An 18,213-nucleotide genomic window follows, 5' to 3' on the forward strand; every position below is an offset into this window, starting at 1 on the left:
AGTCAAAGAAAATATGCAGCTTTGTATTCTTAGGCACTTTGAAAGTTATCAGAGATGTAGGCTCTGCAGCAATGTACCCTCTAAATCATAAAGGGAAACTACTCTGTCTTCATAGATGACGAATGTGGGTGGATTACCACCTTTAGGAAATGTTGGGCTACCTGTATTGACTACTACCGAACCATTCTCTAAACGTGTTATATGAGGTAAGTGCGTATGTCCATTGAAGAGGATGTCAAAATGAGCGCGTGGTAAATGGCTCTCGCCAAAGACATGGCCATGGGTCAAAAAAATGCGGATCCCATTGTCTACTATCCATGTGTAATCACTCATGAGATCAAAATCACAAAGCATTTGATCTACTTCACTATCGCAATTACCCCGAACAGCAATTATACGTTCTGCCATGGCGTTGAGATGCTTGACAATTCCTTGTGGATCAATCCCCTCAGGAATGCTATTTCGGGGACCATAATTTAGCAAGTCACCAATAAAAAGCAGTTGGTCACAGTGCATCTCTTGGTAGTGGCTGAGCAACTTCTCAAGCACGGGGAGAGAACCATGAATGTCTGAGCATACGAGGTATTTCATATCAGCAGAAGATTATTAACCTGTTTCAAGCAAACAGGAAAAAGAATAGTGGAAGGTTCGTTCTTAGAGAAATAGCATGTCAGACTTGACACGAGCAATGGTTGTGGCATCAACAAAGCGAGAAGCAATTGCAAATGCAAAATCCACAGCGGCTCTAGGACCTTTAGCTGTTATAATGTGTCCATCTTCTACCACAAGGTCGTTAACATGCTCAGCTCCTTCAAGCTCATGTTCAAAGCCCGGATAACAAGTAGCACGATGCCCCTTCAATATACCATGTTTCCCCAGTACCATAGGAGCTGCACAGATAGCAGCAATGAGATTTTTACAATCGTGATGGTGAAGAATCGCTTTGCGTAGCCCTTCATGTAAAAAAAGGTTGCGAGCGCCTGGCATACCTCCTGGAAGAATAATACCATGGCTTTTGTAAATCTCACATTTTCGAAAAACTGTTTCAGCCATGATAGACATATCATGTGAACCATGAATGAGTCTTGTTCCTGTTACAGATACAATTTGCACTTCCACGCCACATCGTCTAAGGATATCAATTGTGGTAAGTGCTTCTATTTCTTCAAACCCATCAGCCAAAAAGATGTGTAGCATAAATCTATTGTCGAGTATTTCTTTTTTGTATAGTTGCACGTGTTTACTTATTTGTATACGCCCTGCATCAATTACAGTTTCAAAATCTTAATTGCCAGAGGTGGATAGACATTTAAGATAAGATTCAATAGTTTTTTCGAGACCAAGGTAGAGAGCATCGCACACCAGAGCATGCCCAATGCTTACTTCATCAAGAAATGGAATTTGTTCGGAAAAGTAGGCTAGATTCTCTAAACTCAAATCATGCCCCGCATTAATACCTAATCCTATTTTCTGGCAATGTAGCGCGCATTCTACATAAGGAGTAACTGCTTTCTTGCGATCTACACGATATTGCCTAGCATAAGGTTCCGTATAAAGTTCTACACGGTCAGCACCACAACGAAGTGCATTGTCCGCCATCTCTTTTTGGGGATCAATAAATATGGAAACGCGTATATTTGCTTCGTGAAAGTGAGAAATGATTGGCAACAAAAATTCTGCTTTCTCTTTGGTATTCCAGCCAGAATTAGAGGTGAGTTGCTCTGGAGTATCTGGGACAAGTGTTACTTGTGCAGGTTTCACCGCGCAGACCAAGTTAATGAAGTCTTCAGTTGGATAGCCCTCTATATTAAGTTCTGTGTTGATGTGATCTTTTAACTCCAGCACATCAGAACGCCGAATATGGCGCTCATCTGGTCTCGGATGTATGGTTATACCTTGTCCACCAAATTGTTCGCAATCACGAGCTACTTGTAGTAAATCGGGATTGTTGCCACCACGAGCATTACGCAATGTAGCAAATTTATTGATGTTTACGCTCAGTTTAGTCATAATTGCTTGGTATAATGAGGAGAATACTGTAATTTTGCTCAATGAAGCAAAGAACTTTCTTTCTCAATTTATGCCGCGAAATTACGAAAATGTTTCAAATAATGCGTGTTGTACTGTGTGAAATGCGGCAATTTACAGATTATTATGCACTCTTCTCCTCAAACAATTGCCCTATTTGGCAATAGCCACCAAGCAGATAAATTCAAATGTGCTCTGCAAATCATTCTTAAGCTTCAACAGCTTGGGCTTGATGTGCTGGTGGCAGAAGACTTCATGCCAGTGTTGCAGGAATACGCTCCTAATGTCGTGAAGCAAGTAAACAGCTTTTGCGTAGGAAATTGTGAAGCTGATTTAGCTATTTCGATTGGAGGGGATGGAACTTTTCTTCATGCTGCCGAACGCATACGTCGTCGAGCTATTCCTATATTGGGAATTAATTTGGGGAGACTAGGTTTTTTAGCCGATGTAAAGCCTGAAATGATTGATGTGGCTTTGGAGCGCGTCGCTTCAGGAAACTATAATATAAGCGAGCGTAGTTTGATGGAAGTGAACACTTCAGGGGAGGTTTTAGACTCTTATCCATATGCTCTCAATGATGTAGCTCTCTTGAAGCACGATAATGCGTCTCTTATTGAAATAGAAACAAGAGTGAATGGAGAGTTACTTACTAAGTATGTAGCTGATGGGCTTGTTATTAGTACTCCGACAGGTTCTACTGCTTATTCCTTGTCAGTAGGCGGGCCTGTTTTAGATCCGCAGTCTGCTACTTTTTGTCTTTCTCCTGTTGCTCCTCATAGTTTGACGATGCGTCCAATCGTATTGCGAGATGACGTCGATATTAAGTTCAAAGTGCATAGCCGAACTGAGCGATTTTTATTATCGGTAGACGGACGTAGTCAGAGCTTTTTGACCGAAACAGAAGTAACTCTTCGAAAGGCTGATTATAATATAGCAGTTGTTCATGTATTTTCAAACTCTTTCTTCCGTGTTTTGCGTGAGAAAATGATGTGGGGAGAGGATATACGGGGATAGTGTATTGTTTTTCTTACCTACGGTCTCTACTTTTAAGCTTTTTCCTAACAATAATTTATAGAAACTTTTAGAGCACAATGAACTTCAGTCTTCGCTCCTATTTGCGATTCTTAGATTGGATGAAGCAATATTGGCTAGCTTATCGTTGGCTTAATATTTTAAATCTTGTTCTAGGTACTCTAGGAGTGGTTTTAAGTCTTTGTTTTGTATATCTGTTTAAGGCAGCAATAGATATTGCTACAGGAGCACAGGCTGGGAATCTGATTCTGATTCTTGTGTGTTATGTTGTGGGTACCATTCTAGAACGCATCATTGGGTTCTCGAGCGGCTGGTTGAGTACTTTACTATTTACAAAAACAGAGAACGATATGAGAATGGCTCTGTTTAGTAGATTGATGAATAGTGATTGGCAACGGCTACAAGAATATCACAGTGGGGACGTACAAGGGCGCATATCTAAAGATGTGGAGTATTTAGTTGGCATGACAGTCAATACTTTTCCTGCGATTTTCTCGATGTTGTTTCAGCTCACAGGCGCTTTTGTCTTCCTTGGTATTTTAGATTTTCGACTTGCGCTGTGTTTACTCTTGATCACACCCCTAGTATTCTTACTTCGTCGACTCTACATCAGAAAACAACGAGAACTTACTCACAAGGTGAGAGAACAAGATGCGGAAGTACTTTCTAGATATCAAGAGGCCTCTCAGCACTTTCTGGTGATAAAAACTCATCGTGCCTATTCTATAATGAGGAAACGACTAGGAACTGCTCAGTTGGAAATGGAAAAAAGGGTTGTTCAAAAACTCAAGTACTCTGTTCGACCATTTCTTTTGATGCGCCTTGGTTTTGACTTAGCATATCTAGTTGTATTTGTTTGGGGAGTTATAGGCTTGCAAAATGAGTGGATAACTTATGGGGCGCTCATGGCTTATGTGCAATTAGTAGCTCGAGTACAATCTCCTTTGAAAAATCTTTCTCAGTATGTTAATGCTGTTATTCAAGGGCATATAGCATTTGAACGCGTCGTAGCTCTAGAAAGTATAGATCGGGATGTTTACTCACAAGAAGATATAACAGAGGATTCTAGTCTTAGAGTACTTCGTGAGCAGATGCTGAGAGGTAGTATAGCATTTACATTATCTTTATCCAATGTGCACTATAAGTACAGTTCAAATTCACGTAAGATACTAGAGGATTTTTCTTGTAACTTCCCTTTAGGTAGTGTGTCAGCTATACTTGGTGAGACTGGAACAGGAAAGACTACGTTGGTTCGTATGTTACTTGGTCTTATAACTCCTCAGGAGGGGAGGATAGAATGGTGTTTGGAGGGAGGAAGGAGTTATCCATATTCTCTTCTTGGAAGAGATGCTTTAGCTTATGTACCTCAAGGTAACACACTACTTTCTGGCACAATACGAGACAACTTATTATTGGCATTTCCTGATGCCACAGAGGAACAAATGCAATCAGCATTATATGTGGCAGCAGCCGATTTTGTGTTTTCCTTGCCGCTAGGTTTAGATACGATATGTCATGAATTTGGGGGAGGACTTTCAGAAGGACAGGCTCAACGTATATGCATAGCTCGTGCATTGCTTCGTCCATGTCCAATACTTATTTTTGACGAGAGTACTTCTGCGTTGGATGTTGCAACGGAAGAGTTGGTAATAAAACGACTAATTTCATATTGTCAAAAGAAAACCTTGATATTCATTACTCATCGTCCTGCGATTTTGGAACACTGTACTCAAGTAGTTCAACTTGAACGTCTGTATAAATTCCATGACCATGAATAGCTATTCAATGCGTAATTGGTAAGTTGACCTATCATCTTCAACTGATTAAGATTTTTTTCTTCTGGTTTCTCTACAATTTGTTTGGAATAAATGTAGAAAGGGTGTAACTTTGCATTGTTTTCATGGTATTAGATTTAAGGTTAAAAGAAGATTGGTTGTCGGGAGACAATCAATTTTTATTTTATACCAAACACATTTTATGCAATTCTTTCTTGTGGACATAGGTTTCTCCTTTGTTTCCTTTATACTTCTCACTTTTTAATAAGCAATGCATTAAAGATGAAAGCTGCTCTCTTCGATTTAGATGGTGTTCTCATTGATACTGAAAGCCAATACGAGTCTTTTTGGCGAGGTATTGGGCAAGATTTTTTGCCTGAACGATCTGGTTTTGCTCAGGATATTAAAGGTATGTCGTTAGTGCAAATCTATCATTCCTATTTTTCTAACTTAGAGTCTTTGCAAGCTGAAATTACTCGTCGTCTTGATGATTTTGAGAGAAAGATGCATTATCCTCTTTTTGAAGGTGTGATTTCATTTCTTTCTCAATTACAAGAGATGAATGTCCGATGTGCTGTTGTGACTAGCAGTAATAGAGCGAAAATGAAGAAAGTGTATGCTCAGCATCCCAGATTTTTTAGCTGCTTCTCTGAGGTTTTTACAGCCGAACATGTGCTTCACTCCAAACCTTGGCCAGATTGTTATTTGAATGCTGCTGATGTTTTGGGGGTTGAAATACAAAAATGTGTTGTTTTTGAAGATAGTATTAATGGGCTCAAGGCTGGACGTGATAGCGGTGCACAAGTAGTTGCCCTATCGACTTCTTTACCTCGTGAAGTCTTAACTAAGAGTAAATACTCTATGTTATACGATGAGTTAATAGAAAACTTTTTACAAATAGTTCCCGAAAAGCTTTTTAGCGACTAAAGGACTTACTTTCAGGGCTAAGAAATGAAGGAAGCGCATCCTTTGGGTATAGACTTTGCTACTAGTATAGATGAAAACTTGTTTGTGAATTCTGTTGAGTGACTAGGACTAAAGATAGAACTCACAATAGATTTCCAGGGCTAAAATATAAACTTATGAATATTCCTCCGATTGCTTTGTTTTTGATGCTTTTACCCATAGCTGGACAAATATATGTGTCTTATGGGGTTTGGCAAGTTTTACCCTATATTTTGTGGTTGAGGATAGTAACTGTTTCTTTAATGGCTTTGGCTTTCCTTTCCTTTTTTGTCGCAATGAGTGGTTGGCTAGATAAACTTCCACTAGAAATAGCTACTATAGGTTACAATCTAGGTACTTCATGGATTGTTGTCCTTCTTTACATGGCTATTCTTTTTGCTATAGTTCATATTTGTGGCTTATTAGCTTGGATACCTAAGCAATATCTTCATCAAAGCTACTTAGGAACTACCATATTGTGTGGGCTTCTCTTAGTATTATTCTCATATGCTCGTTATCATTACGAGGATAAAAAGCGTGTGGAACTAGTACTTAATGGTAAAGGTAAGATTAAAGAGCCTAAAAAACTAGTGTTAGTGAGTGATCTTCACTTAGGGTATCATAATCGACGTCAAGATTTGCATCGTTGGTTGGAGCAGATAAAGGCCGAGGAACCCGATGCGCTTTTAATTGCTGGTGATTTGATTGATAGGACCATCAAACCTGTAAAAGAAGAAAGGGCAGAAGAAGAGTTCAAAGAACTTGGTTTTCCTGTTTACGCTATCTATGGTAACCATGACTATTACACAGGAGTTGCTGCTGATCGTGAGTTCTGTGAGAAAGCAGGAATTAAGCTTCTAAAAGATGAGATTGCATATTTCGATGACATTGCTATTATAGGAAGAGACGACAGGACTAATGTTCATCGTAAGACATTAGCACAACTAATGGATAATGTTGATCGGTCTAAGTATATTATTGAGTTAGACCACCAGCCTTATCATTTGGAGGAAGCTGAGGAAAATTGTGTTGATTTTGAGTTTGCAGGGCATACTCATCATGGTCAGGTCTGGCCTGGGAATTGGCTAACTGAAGCTATTTATGAAAATGCGTATGGTGTTTCTCAACGTAAAGGTACAACCTATTACGTAAGTTCTGGATTAGGAATTTGGGGAGCAAAATTTCGCATTGGTACCCAGAGTGAATTTCTTGTAGTTACTTTCAGGTGATAGTCGTATTCATCAAAGTCGTGTCTTGAATTACAAACAGGCTGAAATCCCAAAAATGGATTTCAGCCTGTTTCGTTAAGTCTCTTATTAAACTAAATAGGAGAGTATCAAGGATCAATAGTATGCCTATTGCTCATTGGGAATAAAATATATCGGTGTAGAAAGAGGATTAATTCTTGATCACTACTTCCTTAATTTGAACTTGATTTCGAGTTAGGAGTTGCGAACTACTATTTATGACACGTTGACCATCATTTTCTTTCAGGAAAAAGAAAAAAGAACGTATTGTACTTCTTGTGCGAGGATCAGTTAGAATCTCCCAGACAGAACGAACAAGAGGGTATTCACCTGTTGCTATGTAGTACTGATAGGGGCGCTGCCAATCTGCTTTAGCTTTCCCTACTTTACCAACAAGCATTACTCTAACGTCAAGGTCATAGAAGTTTTGTAATGTGGTTGTGTCTCCTTGATGAACTCGTAACCAGTCTGTAGAAACAACTCCTATAGCATTGGGATTATCCTTAATCGTTTGAATAACTTTCAAGTTGCTGCCTTGTGCAAAGATGTTCCCTTTTAGGTCTTTACCATTATTGAGACTGTCTTTCATATAACGAACCGTGCTGGATCCTGACGCATCAAAAACAAGGCTAAGTTCCCCTTTCTTGCTACCCATCTCAAGTTGCTCCCAACGAGTTATCTTGCCTTGGACAATCTTACGTAGTTCATTAACATTGATAACCGTATCTGGATTCTCTTTGTTCACTATGAGTGCAAATGCATCATAGGCTATCTTGGACTGAAGTAAGGGAAGATTGTGCTGCCCTACAATAGCTTTTTCGTTGTCATTTAAGGGTCTTGTTGAGATAGCCATTCTAACACTATCAGCAAGTAATAAGCGAATTGCAGAATCCTCACTGCAATATAGAGGAAGCATTACAGATTCTGGTTTGCGAAGACCATAAAGTTGGGATAGTTCTTGAAGAATAGGGAGGAAACTTACATCAGCTGCAAATTTTACATCGTCTTCGTGCAAATAGGAATTAGCTTTCTTAGGATTAGTACCACAACTAACTAATAATAGTAGTAGAAGAAAAGGGAAAAGAAGTTTACGCATAGTCGAAAGTAAATGGATATTATAATGATGAAGTATAGGGGGATGGAAGCAAAATGGGGCTTTATAATAGGAGACAATGTGTGTGCAAAAATATCGTAAACTCAGATAGAACTACACTTCAATACGCCCCAAAAAAGAAAAGGCTATAAAGTATTAAACTCTTATATGGGATAAAAAGAACCTGCGCCTCATGGCCGAGGCCTAAGACGCAGGTTGATGGATTATGCAGTTTAGAGTCATTCTAACTCACAAAACTGATGATTAGTTTTGGATGGAGTATCGTACGGGAAGGGTAAACCATACACGTACGGGACGACCTTGCTGCTTACCAGGGATGAAGCGTGGGAGAGATTTTACTACTCGAATAGCTTCTTTATCGCAGTGTGATTCAAGAGATTTTATTACTTGAACATCACCAATAGAACCATTTGCCTCTACCACAAAACGGAGTTGCACGGTTCCTTGGATTTCTTGTTCAACTGCAATGGCTGGGTATTTAATGTTCTTTGCTACATAGGCAAGAAGTGCTGCTTCTCCTCCAGGGAATTGAGCTTGTTGTTCCACTACAGAGTAGATGGGGGCTTCTTCTTCCTTTTGAGCGGTTTGCGCTACTGAACCACCAGCTTCTTGACCTTTAAGAAGATCGTCGATGGTTCCCTTACCATTAGCGTCACCAGCATAGTCTGCCACTGCTACTGCAATGTTACTACGGTTCAGCTCGTCTTGGTTTTTTACCTTCTTGCTTTCATCAACTTTGTCGACGATGTCAGGAACTGTGAAACCAACTGAAGCACGTACCGCAACTTTTTGAAGCTGCTCTTGCTTGGGCTGCTCCTCTTGCTTTTGTACTTTCGGTTCTTCTTTCTTCAGTTCATCCTTTTTCAACTCTGACAATTCAGTTACAGCTTCTGTATCTGCTGCCAAAGATGCTTGGATGGCTTCCTTCGCTTTTGCGTAGGTGAAAATCAAACCAGCGATGACTGCAATACCCACGAGGATATCAATAATCGCATAGAGGTGACGTCTACCAGCTTTAGAACGCAAATCATAAGCACCGTAGCTCTTATTACGTCCTTCAAAGACGAGGTCGCACCATTCGCGCGAAATAATATCGACTTTTGACATAGGGATTACTGTTACTTATGAATTTACTTTTTACTAAACTCTTCTACCATCTTCTTGTCTTGATCGTTTACTTTGTCGATCACATATTTTCCGATGTAGCAGTTTTGCATTTCGTCGAGCACATCAATCAAGTTAAGATAGGTAGACTCATCCATTGGTTTGATAATAGCCGTTGGAGTGCCGTCTGCATTCTTAATCTTGCGAAGTTCTTCCTTGAATGCTTCCTTGTTCTTCTTTGCTTGTTCAACGTTACCTGTAAATTGAGCTTGCAGTTTACGTCTTAGAGCATCTACTTGAACTTTGGCTTTCTGGTTCTTATGCAGTAGAACTGCACGAATACCATCTTTACCATAGGTGGTTTCTTGGAGTTGAGCTTCGGAGGGCTTACCTTCGAAATAATAGAGTTTATTGTCTTTGCCAATGATAATCGTGATAGCCTCATCGGTCTGTACTTGGCTCTTTTGCTCCTTTTTAATGTCATCCTTGTCGGAAGGCATCGTGATTTCCATCGTTTGGGGCTTGAGCAGGGTTGTACAGAGCATGAAGAAAGTCACGAGCAACATAATCATGTCGACCATAGGAGTGAAGTCGACACGGGCGTTCATTTTCTTTTGCTTGGAATTGCTATTCCCGCCTGTATCTAATTGTGCCATAACTTTGTTCTATCAGATTATTTGTCCTCGCCACCTTTCAGTGTCGTGATAAGATTGTATCGCGGCTCATCAATAGCGCGCAAGGAGTTCATAACATTCTTGATCGTGCTGTAAGGCGTGCTCTTGTCAGCCTTAATAGCGATACGCATGTTCTCGCCATTAGCTTCGCGGGCAGCCGATACCCAGTCTTTCAGTTCATTGTTCAAACTATCACAAGGAATACCAGCTTCAGCACTTTCGGTGAGAAGTTTGTTACGCTTGGAGGCTTCAGTGTCAACCCATCCTGCGATGGTGTTGAAGGGAGTACCAAATGTAGGAACTTCAGAGAAAGCTTTGAGCTGTGCATCTGTGAGACTCAATTTCTTCTGTTCGATCAATTTCTCCGCCATCGCCTTTTGGCCATTAGGATTATCCATGTTCATGAATACTTTTCCTTCTGGATTGATGAAAATGGTGAGAAGATTGCTTTCTGGAATCTTAATTTCTGAAACAGAGCCAGGAACATTTACCTTTACAGGTTCTTCCTTGGTGAAAGTTGCAGTAAGCATAAAGAAGGTAAGCAGCAGGACCATGACGTCACTCATCGGCGTCATGTCGATGAATGTGTCTTGTTTTTTTACATGAAAACGTCCCATGTTGTCTTGTTACCTTTTTATGATTACTTTTGAGTGGTCTTGAAAGTTTCTACGATCGTGAAACCAAGTTCGTCGATAGCGAAAGTGAGACGGTCGATCTTATTGGTGAAGTAGTTGTAAGCGACAACTGCAGCAGCACCAGTCGCGATACCAGATGCGGTGTTTACAAGTGCTTCAGAGATACCTACAGCAAGTGCAGAAGAGTCAGCACCACCTTCACCACCTGACATAGCAGAGAATGACTTGATCATACCCATTACCGTACCGAGAAGACCCATAAGAGTACCGAGGGTTACGATAGTACCGATGATAGGAAGGTTTTCTTGCATCATAGGCATTTCAAGAGCTGTAGCTTCTTCTACTGTCTTTTGAATAGCGAGCACCTTCTTTTCGAGTTCTACTTCTGTAGATTGTTGCTTCTTGTACTCAGTGAGTGCAGCAAGTACAACGTTTGCTACAGAGCCTTGTTGTTTATTGCAGAGTTCTTCTGCCTTAGCGAGGTCACCTTGCTTAAGAGCAGACTTAACAGCTGCTGCGAACTTACCGAGGTTACCCTTACCATTAGCTGTACCAATAGCGAAAGCGCGTTCGATTGCCAAAGCAATAACTGTGATGAAGAGAGTCCAAATGATAGGCACAATGAAACCACCTTTATAAACTGTACCTACGATACCTGCAGGTTCGTAAGATTGGTCTTGGAAGAAGTGGAATGGAACACCTGTTGCACCTTCAGCATGGAAGTTGCTTAAATGACCAGCACCGAATACGTAAAGACACTCAGCAATGATGAAGCAGACGATAATAACTGCGAATCCGGACTTGATGCCGGTGAAACCCTGAGATTTCTTGGGGGCACTCTTAGGTGCCGTAGCATTTGTAGTTGCCATTGATGATAAAGATTAATGGTTTGAATTAATGATTAGTTGATGCGAGAGAACTTAAGTAGTTCGTTTAGCTTCAAAATACCACTTATAAGGTGATAGAATAACCAAGTGTCAGACGGATTTAACTCTTGTTTTTGACAACTTGACTTGCAGAACTACTCGACAAAAATAGTGACTTCTGGGCAAGTAGCCAAACTTTTTTGCTCTTTTCTTAAATAATGGAGTGCATTTTATTGTAAGTTCAGAAGAGAATTTGGTTACATTTGAGACGTGTATTATTCGTTTAGTACTGCTCCATTCTGTCTCCTCCTATTGTTAACTTGCACTCTTTAATCTTAGAAAGGTACAATTCCTGAAGGTGAAGGAAGTTGTCCTGGGTTGAGGGGCAGGGGAGAAGAGGTATAATCTTCTGTCATTGAGTCTATATTTATTTGTGAAATGCTATTGAATTCTTCTCCTGGGAGTGGAACGGAAGCTTCATCGTTAGGGTTTTCAAAACGCGCATACTGTCCTTTAAATGTTAGAAGCACGTCGCCTACAGCACCATTACGGTGTTTGGCAATGATGATGACAGCTTTTCCTTTAAGATCATTCCCATTCTCGTCTTTGTATAAATGATAGTATTCAGGCCGGTGGATAAAAATTACCATGTCAGCGTCTTGCTCAATAGCTCCAGATTCACGGAGATCTGAGAGTTGAGGGCGTTTGGAATCAAGAGTGTTCTCCCCGCCAGGTCGATTCTCTACACCACGATTGAGCTGTGAAAGAGCTAATATTGGAATGTTCAACTCTTTGGCTAAACCTTTCAATGAACGACTTATAGTTGAAACCTCTTCTTGCCGACTACCAAAACTCATGCCAGAGGCATTCATTAGTTGCAAGTAGTCTATCATAATCAGCTTAACCCCATGTTCTTTTACTAAACGACGTGCTTTTGTTCGTAGTTCGAATACAGACAAAGAAGGCGTGTCGTCTACAAACATGGGTTTACCGATGAGATCTTTAATCTTGTTGTCAAGTTGAGCCCATTCGTAAGCTTCAAGTTGCCCACTCTTTATCTTTTCACCTTTAATTTCACAGGTGTTGACTATTACACGGTTGATTAACTGTACATTAGACATTTCTAATGAAAACATTGCTACAGGTATATTCTGGTCTACAGCTATGTTTTTTGCCATTGATAGAGCAAAAGCAGTTTTACCCATCGCTGGACGAGCCGCTAGGATGACTAAATCAGAATTTTGCCAACCAGAAGTCATGCGATCTAATTCATGAAATCCTGAGGCAATCCCAGACATACCATCAGTTCGTTCTGCAGCTTTATGTAGCATTTCATAGGCTTCGCTGATTACTGGATCAATCTGCTGGTAGTCTTTCTTCAGTTTCTTCTGAGACAGTTTGAAGAGTGAACCTTCAGCTTCTTGCATAAGCTCGTCTATATCTTGAGTTGGATCAAAAGCTTTGTCCTGTACATTTGCAGAATATGCAATCAATTCGCGTGCTGTCGCTTTTTGAGCTATTACTCTGGCATGATACTCAATGTGAGATGAAGAAACGATATTCTGAGTGAGGGAGGCTAGATATGCTGGCCCCCCGACTTCCTCAAAATTACCGTCAACGCGAAGTTGTTCTGCAACGGTCAATAAATCAAGAGGGCTTTGAGCTAAATTGAGAGTGCGAATCGCACTAAAGACTTTCTGGTTTCTTACATCATAGAAAGACTCAGGGGTTAAGATATCGCTTATAAGTGCGTATGCATCTTTCTCAAGTAGCAGTGCTCCAAGTACAGATTTTTCAAAATCTAATTCTTGGGGCTGAAGTCTACCTAATGAGTCTTCTACTTTGGAGGCCTGAGTTTTGCGGCGGTTGTTTGTTTTAGGTGCAGGCATGTTTATATAGAACTAATAGAGAAAATGAAAAGAAATGATATAATAAGTAGCTTCTACTTTTGCTTTGTAGTAATCCCTGCATAGCAGCCGGGTGCTGATGTCTCATTAATGATTCTTATACGCCCTAATCTATCTAGAGGAAAAGTTTGGCGTGTTAATTCTATATTCGCCTTACCCTGCAGTGGACTATTAAAAGGCAGAGTAAAAGGAAATAGTAGTTTTTGAAAGTCAAAGGCTGGATCAAAGTGCAATTCACGACGCTCTTTTGATGGTAAATCGTTTTCAAAAATGCATTCGATAATTCTCTGTTGATCACTAGTAGAAGGAGTATTTAGTATACAATGATCGAATAGATAATTAATTTCTTGATTGTTTTGTGTTGAGCTTTCAATGTTGATGTCATCTTCATTATAACCTGTGATTATGCAATTCTTAAAGTGTGCCCGAGAAATAGGAAGAAGTTGTTGGTCAATGGTGTTAGAGATATTAAGAGCAATTCCTCTTCCACCAACTAATGAATAAAACTGTCCTATAGTGCAATGAATAAAAAGGTTATCCCCCCCAATGATGTTTACGCAATTTCCTCCAGCGTTAGTGATTTGTGTATTGCCTATCTCTGTTTTACACTGATTAAGTGTTAGGGCGTTAGTGCTAACATTATGTACAATTGAATTACTTAATACTAGTTTTCTAGTTGATACTCCAGATGAATCACATCTTACACCAAAGTCACTACTATGTATATCACAGAAATCAAGTATATTATGAAAGCTTTGCTTCTTGAATACTATGCCTCCCCATTGCCCTGGTATTCTATCATAAGGTTGTTGAGAGAACATATAGCCCATTCTATCACCACGAAGTATGATGTTTTGTTCTGCTGTGCCTTTTGCTATTAATGTTCCATAGACAATAAGCTGTGCTTTAGGATGAAACAATAGACGTGTTCCAGGAGATAGTGTAAGTGTTTTCCCATCTGGAATTATCAAACTGTCTTTGATTAGATAGGGTACAGAACTGTTAAAAATGGAGTCTTTTGCTAGTATTGTACTTGAAAGTCGTTCTACTCGCTGTCCAACAGCCTTAAGGACTACATTAAGTGTATTACCATTCTCTAGGTAAAATGAAATCTTATCCTCTATAGTTTGGGGTTTGTCATAAGAAGTCTCTGGAGCGGTAAGTTCAACAAAGACACGTAAACTATCTTTACTATATAATTCCCAACTATTTCTATTGGTTTCTTGTAGAAATGTACCATCGACATTTACTCTGAATGACGATTTGTTTCCAGCTTGTAACGCGATTCGAGTAATACGCAAGTTCTCAGATGACGGGTTGTAAACTTGGAAAGTGTATGTGTTAGTCGGAACTCCTGCTATAACTGTGTCAAGAGAGAGAGTATCTACACTTGACGTTATACTAGTATTGGACGAAGTGCCAAATCCCTCCTCGCTAAGACAAGAAGCGAGAAGGGATACAACACTGATTAGAGATATAATATAGGCTGACGTTTTCACTAATTACGCATTAGGTACGTTTTTAAGAATATCGAGTAGGTGATCCCATACCATTTGTACGGTAGGAATAAGCAGTCTTTCGTCAGGTGAATGAACTCCGCGTAGAGTTGGTCCAAAACTTACCATATCGAGGTTAGGGTACTTTTCCGAGAATAGACCACACTCTAAGCCTGCATGAATGGCGCGAACTTTAGGCTCTTTCTTGAAAAGGCGTTTGTAACTTGCTACGGCTACCTTAACAATCTCGCTCTTCGGATTAACTTTCCAACCAGGGTAACCTTCATTAGTGACACATTTTGCACCACCAAGTTCAAAGGCTGCTCGAACGACTTCGGCCATATAAGTCAAGTTACTTGCCACACTTGAGCGTTGAGAAGTGTTTACAATGATTTGGTTGCCTTCTCGCTTAATATTAGCCAAATTGCTTGATGTTTCTACTAAGTCGTCAATATCTTGGCTCATGGCAAAGATGCCATTATGCACTACAGATAAACTTTTTAAGATTCGTTCTGTTTGAGTTCGAGTCAAGCTGTCTGATGGCAGATTCGTTTCAGAAGCTAGGAACATTACATCAGGCTCTGTAGACGAGAATTCTTCTTTAATGCGAGTACCAAATTCACACAAGTCGCCTATTAAAGCAGTCACTCGTTCAGAAGGGGGTACTACAATCGCATGAGCTTCTCGAGGGATGGCATTATGTAACCCCCCAGCTTGGATATCACACAAGCGCAAATCTGTTTTTGCGCATTGTTCTAGGAGAAAACGAACTAAAATCTTATTAGCATTGCCACGCTTTTTATTAATGTCATCACCAGAATGCCCCCCTGTAAGTCCTTTAATGGTTACTTCTACTGCTTTGTAGCCTGCAGGAATAGCCTCCAACTCTAAGTCATATTTAGCTTCAGTGCGAACTCCACCAGCGCAGCTAACAAAAATTTCTCCTTCATCTTCTGAATCAAGATTAATGAGAATATCACCTGACATGAAATCAGATTTCATTTCAAAAGAACCTGTTAGGCCTGTCTCTTCATCGCGAGTGAAAACACATTCTATAGGACCATGTTCTATGTCAGTGGCTTGGAGTAAAGCCATTTCCATAGCAATACCAATTCCATCATCAGCACCTAGAGTGGTTCCTTTAGCCTTGAGCCATTCTCCGTCAACGTATGTTTGAATTGCATCATTGTCAAAATCAAACTCTACTTCTTTGTTCTTTTCGCATACCATGTCTTGGTGGCTTTGCAGAATCACAGTCTTGCGATTCTCGTATCCTGGGGTTGCAGGTTTCTTAATCAGAACATTACCAGCATGGTCAACTATCGTCTCAAGTCCGAGATCTTCACCAAATTTACGCAGAAATGCAGTTATCTTCTCTTCTCGCTTTGATGGACGAGGCACTTGATTGATTTGCGCAAAGCAATCAAAAACGGATTTAGGTGTAAGCTCTACCATATCTTAAATATCTTAGTGAGTTAAAATGTGGACAACTCTTGTTCCATTTAATAGGTTGTCGTACTTTTGCAATTGCAAATATAGCAATTTTATATGATTCAAATCCTCATCCCTACTATAATTATTGTAGCATTATCTATTTTCCTCCTTTCTATTGGAATCATCATTAAAGGGAAATTTGTTAACATGCACATAAGTGGCAATAAGGCGATGCGACGCCACAAAGTGTCGTGTGCTACAACTCAAGATACAGAAGCGCGAATTGCAAACGATCATGCTGTATCTGAGTATGTCAATCAATAGTCTATTTCCTTCTTAAAACTCTTACATCATGTTTAGTGTAAAATTCTCCACGCCTTTTATTTTGCTTTGTATTGCTATCACCATCAGCTTTACAAGTTGCGATAAGAAAGAAGCCCCTAAGGGCACTGCCATCAAAACATCAAATCAAGTTGCTAATTCCGAGACTTCTGGAAATACTTTGGCTTATGTAGAAGTAGATTCCCTTCTTACTCAATATGAGTTTTGCATAAAGGAAAAAGCTGCTCTTGAAGCTAAATCCAAACAATATGAAGCTCAGATCAATGCAAAAATGTCGCAGTTCCAAAAGGCTTCAGTAGATTTTCAACAGAAAGTCCAATCTGGTGCATTTACATCTCAGGCTCAAGGAGAGGCTGCTCAGCAGCGTTTAATTCGTTTGCAACAAGAAGGAGCAAAACTTCAACAGGATGTGCAACAGCGAATGCTTAAAGCGCAAGAAAAGTTCAATAAGACATTGCGTGATAGTGTGCAGTCGTTTCTCAAAGACTATAACAGGGAGAAGCATTATGATATGATTATCTCTAAACAAGGTGACAATGTGTTATACGCAAACGATAAACTTGACATTACTAAAGAGGTTGTAGATGGATTAAATAAACGATTCAAGAATTGCAAATAGTGCTCTTCATCTTCGTTTTAGTAAGAGATTTCGAGCTATCGAGGGCACAATCTAGAATCATGCGTATAGTCTTTACTAACAGATCTACTCAACATTCTTGTTTATTTAAGTCTAGAGTCTTTGTCTAAGAGTTGTTTATGCACAATCACCCCCATGGTATATTCCTAATACCATGGGGGTGATTTTTTCAAGAGAGATTGATAAAAGAAATGCAGTTTCTTACTTAGAAGCATAACGAGCTTCGACAACATTCCAATCAATGATTTGCCAAACTGCAGCTAAGTGGTCTGGGCGTCGGTTTTGATAGTCAAGATAGTATGCGTGCTCCCAAACGTCAATCCCCATTAAAGGTTTCAATCCTTGACGAATAGGGTTGCTTCCGTTGGCTTCTTGTGTAATGACAAGTTTACCTTCTTTATCTGTAGAAAGCCATACCCATCCAGACCCAAAGAGGGTAGCACCTTTCTGCTGAAATTCTTGCTTGAAAGTATCAAAAGAACCATACTGTGAATCGATAGCAGCAGCTAGCTTTCCTACTGGTTTACGTTCGGGATTGGGCGCAGCAAATTGCGTAAAGTATAGGTTGTGATTAAGAAGTTGTCCAGCATTGTTGAAAATGCCGCCTTCAGACTTCTCAACAATTTCTTCCAAACTCATGCCTTCGAAACCGCTTCCTGGAAGAAGGTTATTAAGGTTGGTAACATAAGTGTTGAGATGCTTACCATGATGAATTTCTACCGTCTTAGCACCAATAACGGGTTCAAGGGCTGAAGTTTCATAGGGGAGAGTAAGAAGCTCAAACTTACCATTTACGGGTTGGGTGTTGGCCAATGCTCCAGCGGCATAAAGGCTCAGGGCGATATGAGAAAGAGACATAATCGTAGTGATGTTTTAAAGGTAGTTATGTTTGTATTTAGCTTTATCTACGGCAAAGGTAGTATTTCTTTTTTAATCGTGCAAGACATAACGATGAAAAGTGATGAAACTACATGCTC

18 protein-coding genes are annotated in these 18,213 nt (G+C 40.0%); 6 read left to right on the forward strand and 12 right to left on the reverse strand.

The annotated features are described in order from the left end of the window. Positions 1 to 48: 48 nt before the first annotated feature. From yfcE to HMPREF9999_RS06435, 3 genes are all read right to left on the reverse strand, one after another. Positions 49 to 591 carry a phosphodiesterase gene (yfcE, locus tag HMPREF9999_RS06425; RefSeq protein WP_009437702.1) on the reverse strand — a complete coding sequence of 181 codons (543 nt, stop codon included), beginning with the start codon at positions 589 to 591 and terminating at the stop codon, positions 49 to 51. Between the two features lie 63 nt (positions 592 to 654). Beyond that, positions 655 to 1,197 carry a DJ-1 family glyoxalase III gene (locus tag HMPREF9999_RS06430; protein WP_044063240.1) on the reverse strand — a complete coding sequence of 181 codons (543 nt, stop codon included), beginning with the start codon at positions 1,195 to 1,197 and terminating at the stop codon, positions 655 to 657. 87 nt (positions 1,198 to 1,284) lie between these two features. After that, complete coding sequence (locus HMPREF9999_RS06435) at positions 1,285 to 2,010, reverse strand: pyridoxine 5'-phosphate synthase (protein ID WP_009437704.1); 726 nt, start codon at positions 2,008 to 2,010, stop codon at positions 1,285 to 1,287. A gap of 144 nt (positions 2,011 to 2,154) precedes the next feature. Here HMPREF9999_RS06435 and HMPREF9999_RS06440 point away from each other — a divergent pair, with 144 nt between their 5' ends. The 4 genes from HMPREF9999_RS06440 (at position 2,155) to HMPREF9999_RS06455 (ending at position 7,009) form a co-directional block, all read left to right on the forward strand. Next, a complete protein-coding gene (locus tag HMPREF9999_RS06440) occupies positions 2,155 to 3,042 on the forward strand; it encodes an NAD kinase (RefSeq protein ID WP_009437705.1) in 888 nt (295 codons plus the stop codon). A gap of 77 nt (positions 3,043 to 3,119) precedes the next feature. After that, a complete protein-coding gene (locus HMPREF9999_RS06445) occupies positions 3,120 to 4,838 on the forward strand; it encodes an ABC transporter ATP-binding protein (RefSeq protein WP_083475833.1) in 1,719 nt (572 codons plus the stop codon). A gap of 279 nt (positions 4,839 to 5,117) precedes the next feature. Beyond that, the gene (locus tag HMPREF9999_RS06450; RefSeq protein ID WP_009437707.1) at positions 5,118 to 5,762 is read left to right on the forward strand and encodes an HAD family hydrolase; all 645 of its coding nucleotides are present in this window, start codon (positions 5,118 to 5,120) and stop codon (positions 5,760 to 5,762) included. Positions 5,763 to 5,917: 155 nt separating this feature from the next. Then, a complete protein-coding gene (locus HMPREF9999_RS06455; RefSeq protein WP_009437708.1) occupies positions 5,918 to 7,009 on the forward strand; it encodes a metallophosphoesterase in 1,092 nt (363 codons plus the stop codon). A 169-nt stretch (positions 7,010 to 7,178) separates the two neighbouring features. Here the strand turns inward: HMPREF9999_RS06455 and HMPREF9999_RS06460 are convergent, their stop codons facing one another. From HMPREF9999_RS06460 to HMPREF9999_RS06495, 8 genes are all read right to left on the reverse strand, one after another. Beyond that, positions 7,179 to 8,123 carry a PstS family phosphate ABC transporter substrate-binding protein gene (locus tag HMPREF9999_RS06460; RefSeq protein ID WP_009437709.1) on the reverse strand — a complete coding sequence of 315 codons (945 nt, stop codon included), beginning with the start codon at positions 8,121 to 8,123 and terminating at the stop codon, positions 7,179 to 7,181. A 261-nt stretch (positions 8,124 to 8,384) separates the two neighbouring features. Next, complete coding sequence (locus HMPREF9999_RS06465; RefSeq protein ID WP_009437710.1) at positions 8,385 to 9,248, reverse strand: energy transducer TonB; 864 nt, start codon at positions 9,246 to 9,248, stop codon at positions 8,385 to 8,387. A 23-nt stretch (positions 9,249 to 9,271) separates the two neighbouring features. Continuing rightward, the gene (locus HMPREF9999_RS06470) at positions 9,272 to 9,901 is read right to left on the reverse strand and encodes an ExbD/TolR family protein (RefSeq protein ID WP_009437711.1); all 630 of its coding nucleotides are present in this window, start codon (positions 9,899 to 9,901) and stop codon (positions 9,272 to 9,274) included. Between the two features lie 17 nt (positions 9,902 to 9,918). Further along, entirely contained in the window at positions 9,919 to 10,536 is a 618-nt protein-coding gene (locus HMPREF9999_RS06475; protein WP_009437712.1) for an ExbD/TolR family protein, read from the reverse strand. A gap of 23 nt (positions 10,537 to 10,559) precedes the next feature. Continuing rightward, entirely contained in the window at positions 10,560 to 11,423 is an 864-nt protein-coding gene (locus HMPREF9999_RS06480; protein ID WP_009437713.1) for a MotA/TolQ/ExbB proton channel family protein, read from the reverse strand. A 332-nt stretch (positions 11,424 to 11,755) separates the two neighbouring features. Continuing rightward, the gene (gene dnaB, locus HMPREF9999_RS06485) at positions 11,756 to 13,309 is read right to left on the reverse strand and encodes a replicative DNA helicase (RefSeq protein WP_009437714.1); all 1,554 of its coding nucleotides are present in this window, start codon (positions 13,307 to 13,309) and stop codon (positions 11,756 to 11,758) included. 53 nt (positions 13,310 to 13,362) lie between these two features. Further along, complete coding sequence (locus HMPREF9999_RS06490; RefSeq protein ID WP_009437715.1) at positions 13,363 to 14,628, reverse strand: hypothetical protein; 1,266 nt, start codon at positions 14,626 to 14,628, stop codon at positions 13,363 to 13,365. Positions 14,629 to 14,829: 201 nt separating this feature from the next. Next, complete coding sequence (locus tag HMPREF9999_RS06495) at positions 14,830 to 16,278, reverse strand: aminoacyl-histidine dipeptidase (protein WP_009437716.1); 1,449 nt, start codon at positions 16,276 to 16,278, stop codon at positions 14,830 to 14,832. A 93-nt stretch (positions 16,279 to 16,371) separates the two neighbouring features. Between HMPREF9999_RS06495 and HMPREF9999_RS06500 the strand changes: the two genes are divergently transcribed. Together HMPREF9999_RS06500 and HMPREF9999_RS06505 are read left to right on the forward strand one after the other, a co-directional pair. Further along, positions 16,372 to 16,581, forward strand: coding sequence for a hypothetical protein (locus HMPREF9999_RS06500; protein WP_009437717.1), 210 nt, complete (start codon positions 16,372 to 16,374; stop codon positions 16,579 to 16,581). A 28-nt stretch (positions 16,582 to 16,609) separates the two neighbouring features. Continuing rightward, positions 16,610 to 17,218: an OmpH family outer membrane protein gene (locus tag HMPREF9999_RS06505; RefSeq protein ID WP_009437718.1), complete on the forward strand. Its 609-nt coding sequence runs from the start codon at positions 16,610 to 16,612 to the stop codon at positions 17,216 to 17,218. A 219-nt stretch (positions 17,219 to 17,437) separates the two neighbouring features. On the opposite strand, the gene HMPREF9999_RS06510 is transcribed toward HMPREF9999_RS06505, so the two are convergent. Beyond that, positions 17,438 to 18,094, reverse strand: a complete 657-nt coding sequence (locus HMPREF9999_RS06510; protein WP_009437719.1) for a superoxide dismutase — start codon at positions 18,092 to 18,094, stop codon at positions 17,438 to 17,440. Positions 18,095 to 18,213 lie beyond the last annotated feature (119 nt).

Origin of the sequence: Alloprevotella sp. oral taxon 473 str. F0040 (assembly GCF_000318095.2) — a bacterium.
GTDB lineage: Bacteria > Bacteroidota > Bacteroidia > Bacteroidales > Bacteroidaceae > Alloprevotella.

Bases quoted from the DNA above. Each gene is read 5' to 3' on its own strand.
- HMPREF9999_RS06505 (WP_009437718.1), top strand. From the start codon at position 16,610: ATGTTTAGTGTAAAATTCTCCACGCCTTTTATTTTGCTTTGTATTGCT.
- HMPREF9999_RS06445 (WP_083475833.1), top strand. From the start codon at position 3,120: ATGAACTTCAGTCTTCGCTCCTATTTGCGATTCTTAGATTGGATGAAG.
- HMPREF9999_RS06480 (WP_009437713.1), bottom strand. From the start codon at position 11,423: ATGGCAACTACAAATGCTACGGCACCTAAGAGTGCCCCCAAGAAATCT.
- HMPREF9999_RS06475 (WP_009437712.1), bottom strand. From the start codon at position 10,536: ATGGGACGTTTTCATGTAAAAAAACAAGACACATTCATCGACATGACG.
- dnaB (WP_009437714.1), bottom strand. From the start codon at position 13,309: ATGCCTGCACCTAAAACAAACAACCGCCGCAAAACTCAGGCCTCCAAA.
- yfcE (WP_009437702.1), bottom strand. From the start codon at position 591: ATGAAATACCTCGTATGCTCAGACATTCATGGTTCTCTCCCCGTGCTT.
- HMPREF9999_RS06460 (WP_009437709.1), bottom strand. From the start codon at position 8,123: ATGCGTAAACTTCTTTTCCCTTTTCTTCTACTACTATTATTAGTTAGT.
- HMPREF9999_RS06500 (WP_009437717.1), top strand. From the start codon at position 16,372: ATGATTCAAATCCTCATCCCTACTATAATTATTGTAGCATTATCTATT.
- HMPREF9999_RS06465 (WP_009437710.1), bottom strand. From the start codon at position 9,248: ATGTCAAAAGTCGATATTATTTCGCGCGAATGGTGCGACCTCGTCTTT.
- HMPREF9999_RS06440 (WP_009437705.1), top strand. From the start codon at position 2,155: ATGCACTCTTCTCCTCAAACAATTGCCCTATTTGGCAATAGCCACCAA.
- HMPREF9999_RS06435 (WP_009437704.1), bottom strand. From the start codon at position 2,010: ATGACTAAACTGAGCGTAAACATCAATAAATTTGCTACATTGCGTAAT.
- HMPREF9999_RS06495 (WP_009437716.1), bottom strand. From the start codon at position 16,278: ATGGTAGAGCTTACACCTAAATCCGTTTTTGATTGCTTTGCGCAAATC.
- HMPREF9999_RS06455 (WP_009437708.1), top strand. From the start codon at position 5,918: ATGAATATTCCTCCGATTGCTTTGTTTTTGATGCTTTTACCCATAGCT.
- HMPREF9999_RS06510 (WP_009437719.1), bottom strand. From the start codon at position 18,094: ATGTCTCTTTCTCATATCGCCCTGAGCCTTTATGCCGCTGGAGCATTG.
- HMPREF9999_RS06430 (WP_044063240.1), bottom strand. From the start codon at position 1,197: ATGCTACACATCTTTTTGGCTGATGGGTTTGAAGAAATAGAAGCACTT.
- HMPREF9999_RS06470 (WP_009437711.1), bottom strand. From the start codon at position 9,901: ATGGCACAATTAGATACAGGCGGGAATAGCAATTCCAAGCAAAAGAAA.
- HMPREF9999_RS06450 (WP_009437707.1), top strand. From the start codon at position 5,118: ATGAAAGCTGCTCTCTTCGATTTAGATGGTGTTCTCATTGATACTGAA.